Consider the following 3,079-nt stretch of genomic DNA (forward strand, 5'->3'; position numbering starts at 1 on the left):
CCAGGCGGCGACCGGGGCGGCGGCCGGAGCGTGCGATGGTCGTCACAGCGGTGGCATTCCGAGACGACCGGTCATATCGTTGCGGTCGTGCGGCGGCGGGTGGTCGCCGCGGAGACGGAAGGGGTGGCACGCCATGGGGCGACCGAAGTCGCCGGCCTCGGCCGGCACCCGGCAGCGGCTGGCCGAGGCCGCCGTGGAGCTCTTCCAGTCCCGCGGCTACAACGGCACCAGCGTCCAGGACATCGTGTCCGCCGCCGGTGCCCCGAAGGGCACCTTCTACAACCACTTCGCCAGCAAGGAGGCGCTCGCCGTCGACTCGGTGACGCGCTACCGCTCGGCGATCAGGCTGGAGATGCTCGACGAGCAGCAGGGCGGCACGCCGCTGGAGCGCATCACGGCGCATCTCCGGTACGCCGCGGGCCTCTTCGGCGCCATGGGGCACCACGGCTGCCTGCTCGGCAACTTCGCCACCGAGATCCCGGCGCACAGCGACGCCATCCGGAAGGCCGTCGACGACAGCTTCGCCCGGTGGGTCGCCGTCCTCGCCCACGCCATCGAGCAGGCGCGCGCCGCGGGGGAGCTGCACGGTAGCGAGCCGGCGACGGTGCTCGCCGGCTTCGTCGTCAGCAGCTACGAGGGAGCGGTCGCGCGGGCCAAGGCCGCCGGCAACCCGCAACCCGTCGAGGAGTTCCTCGCGGTCACCCTCGCCCGCATCCTCACCTGAGCCCTCCGGGCCCAAGCATCACCATCCAGGCACACACCGACCACCCCTCGCGTACCAGTTCCGAGACGACCGGTCGTACTTCTCCTGACTCACGTCCTGACCGAGAGGAACACGATGTCCACGTACCGCGCCGTCGAAGTGACCGGTGACCAGCACTTCGCCCTGGTCGAACGGGAGCTGACCGCGCCGTCGCCGGGCCACGTACGCCTGCGCGTACAGGCCTGCGGCGTCTGCCACAGCGACGCGCTCGCCGCCAACGGCCTGCTGCGCCCCGACCCGTCGGTCCCGATCGTGCCCGGGCACGAGATCGTCGGTGTGGTCGATGCCGTCGGCGCCGGCGTCACCGCCTGGCGGACCGGCGACCGGGTCGGGGTCGGTTTCCTCAACGGCCACTGCGGCGAGTGCGACCCCTGCCGCCGCGGTGACTTCGTGAACTGCGCTGCACAACCGTTGACGGGCACTACCGTGGATGGCGGGTACGCCGAGGTCGCCTACGCCAGGGCCAGCGGGCTCGTGCGCGTTCCCGAGGGCGTGACCGCGACCGACGCGGCACCCCTGCTCTGCGCCGGACTGACCATGTACAAGGCCCTCCAGCAGCTCGACACCCCTCCCGGCGCCCTGGTGGCCGTGCAGGGCATCGGCGGGCTCGGACACCTCGGCGTGCAGTACGCCCGGAAGCTCGGCCACCGCGTCGTCGCGATCTCCCGCGGTACGGACAAGGCGGAACTCGCGGTGGAGCTGGGCGCCGAGCACTACGTCGACAGCGCCGCCGAGGACCCGGGGGTCGCCCTGCGCACGCTCGGCGGGGCGGCGGCGATCATCGCCACCGCGGCGAGCGGCGCGTCGATGTCGGCGCTCGTCCCGGGGCTCGCCCCGCGCGGCCGGCTCGTCGTCGTGGGAGCCGGCTTCGACCCGATCTCCGTCCAGCCCGCCGACCTGATCTTCGGAACCCGGACCATCAGCGGAAGCCTCACCGGCAGCGCGATCGAGAACGAGGACAACCTCCACTTCAGCCAGCGGCAGGGGGTGCGGTCGATGAACGAGGTCCGGCCGCTGGCCGAGGCGTCCGAGGCGTACGCCCACATGCTCTCCGGCCGGGCGCGGTTCCGCGTCGTGCTCGACACCACGGCCTGAGACCGGACATGAACCACCACAGGAACAGGAGTGACGACGTGAACGAACTGCTGGCACGGGTGATCGACGTACACGGTGGTCTGGACCGGTGGAACGAGCTGACCTCGGTCAGCGCGCGGGTGCTGGGCGGCGGTGGCCTCTGGGTGCTCAAGGGCCAGGACGGCGTGCTGAACGACGTGGTCACCCGCGTCGAACTGCACCGCCAGGTCGCCCGCACCGCCCCGTTCGGCGGGCCCGGCCTGCGCAGCGTCGTCACCCCCGACCGGGCGGCGATCGAGACGGAGGCGGGGGAGGTGGTGGAGGAGCGGATCCACCCGAGGGACGCGTTCGCCGGCCACGACGTCAACACCCCGTGGGACCGGCTGCACCTGGCGTACTTCAACGGGTACGCCATGTCGAACTACCTGACCGAGCCGTTCCTGCTCGCGGGACCGGGGTTCCAGATCGAGGAACTCCAGCCCCACCGGGAGGACGGCGAGGTCTGGCGACCGCTCAAGGTGGTGTTCCCCGACGACGTCGCCACCCACAGCCGGGAGCAGATCTACTACGTCGACGACGCCGGGCACATCCGGCGGCACGACTACGTCACCGACGTGCTCGGCCCGAACGCGCCCGTCGCCGCGAACTACAGCTTCGACCCGCAGGAGTTCGACGGGATCCTGGTCCCGACCCGCCGCCTGGTCTACCTGACCGACGGGCAGGGCAACGTCGCCAAGGACACCGTCATCGTCTCCATCGAGCTCCGGGACGTCACGTTCTCGAAGGAGTGAGGCACGAGCACGTGACCGCGACACCCGTCGGCGGGGAGCACGGACCGCTCGACCGGGCGGGAGACGGCTGGCCGGTGACCGGTCAGCCGTCTTTCGCCCGTTCGAGGAGCGCGACCAGCCCGTGCCCGTCCTCGACGACCGCGTCGGGGACCACCCCGGGTAGTGGGCCGTCCCGGTCGGTGCGGGGTGAGCGCATCAGGATCGTCGCGCCGACGCCGGCGCGACGGGCGCAGACGACGTCGCGGTGCAGGCTGTCCCCGACGAACCAGCAGCCGCCCACCGGCACGCCCACCGCCCGGGCCGCCCGGTGCGCCAGCTCGGGATTCGGCTTCCGCACCCCCGCCTCGTCGCTGTAGAACTGGGCCACGAACAGTCCGGCGAGCCCGGCGGCGGCGAGGAAGTCCCGGTGCGCGGCGCCGCAGAGCGTGTTGCTGACCACCGCCATCGGCAG

At 72.2% G+C, this 3,079-nt stretch carries 4 protein-coding genes; 3 read left to right on the top strand and 1 reads right to left on the bottom strand.

Annotation, left to right across the window (positions count from 1 at the left end; translation table 11 throughout):
• Positions 1-133 precede the first annotated feature (133 nt).
• The 3 genes from NCC78_RS32145 to NCC78_RS30075 all read left to right on the top strand — a co-directional run bounded on the left by NCC78_RS32145 (position 134) and on the right by NCC78_RS30075 (position 2,628).
• Entirely contained in the window at positions 134-724 is a 591-nt protein-coding gene (locus tag NCC78_RS32145) for a TetR/AcrR family transcriptional regulator (RefSeq protein WP_284706373.1), read from the top strand.
• Positions 725-838: 114 nt separating this feature from the next.
• The gene (locus NCC78_RS30070) at positions 839-1,858 is read left to right on the top strand and encodes an alcohol dehydrogenase catalytic domain-containing protein (RefSeq protein ID WP_250798758.1); all 1,020 of its coding nucleotides are present in this window, start codon (positions 839-841) and stop codon (positions 1,856-1,858) included.
• A 38-nt stretch (positions 1,859-1,896) separates the two neighbouring features.
• The gene (locus NCC78_RS30075; protein WP_250798760.1) at positions 1,897-2,628 is read left to right on the top strand and encodes a hypothetical protein; all 732 of its coding nucleotides are present in this window, start codon (positions 1,897-1,899) and stop codon (positions 2,626-2,628) included.
• Between the two features lie 82 nt (positions 2,629-2,710).
• Here the strand turns inward: NCC78_RS30075 and NCC78_RS30080 are convergent.
• Positions 2,711-3,079: HAD family hydrolase (locus tag NCC78_RS30080; protein WP_250798761.1), on the bottom strand; the 369-nt coding region annotated here is incomplete at its 5' end.

This window comes from Micromonospora phytophila (assembly GCF_023656545.1).
GTDB classification, from domain to species: domain Bacteria; phylum Actinomycetota; class Actinomycetes; order Mycobacteriales; family Micromonosporaceae; genus Micromonospora; species Micromonospora phytophila.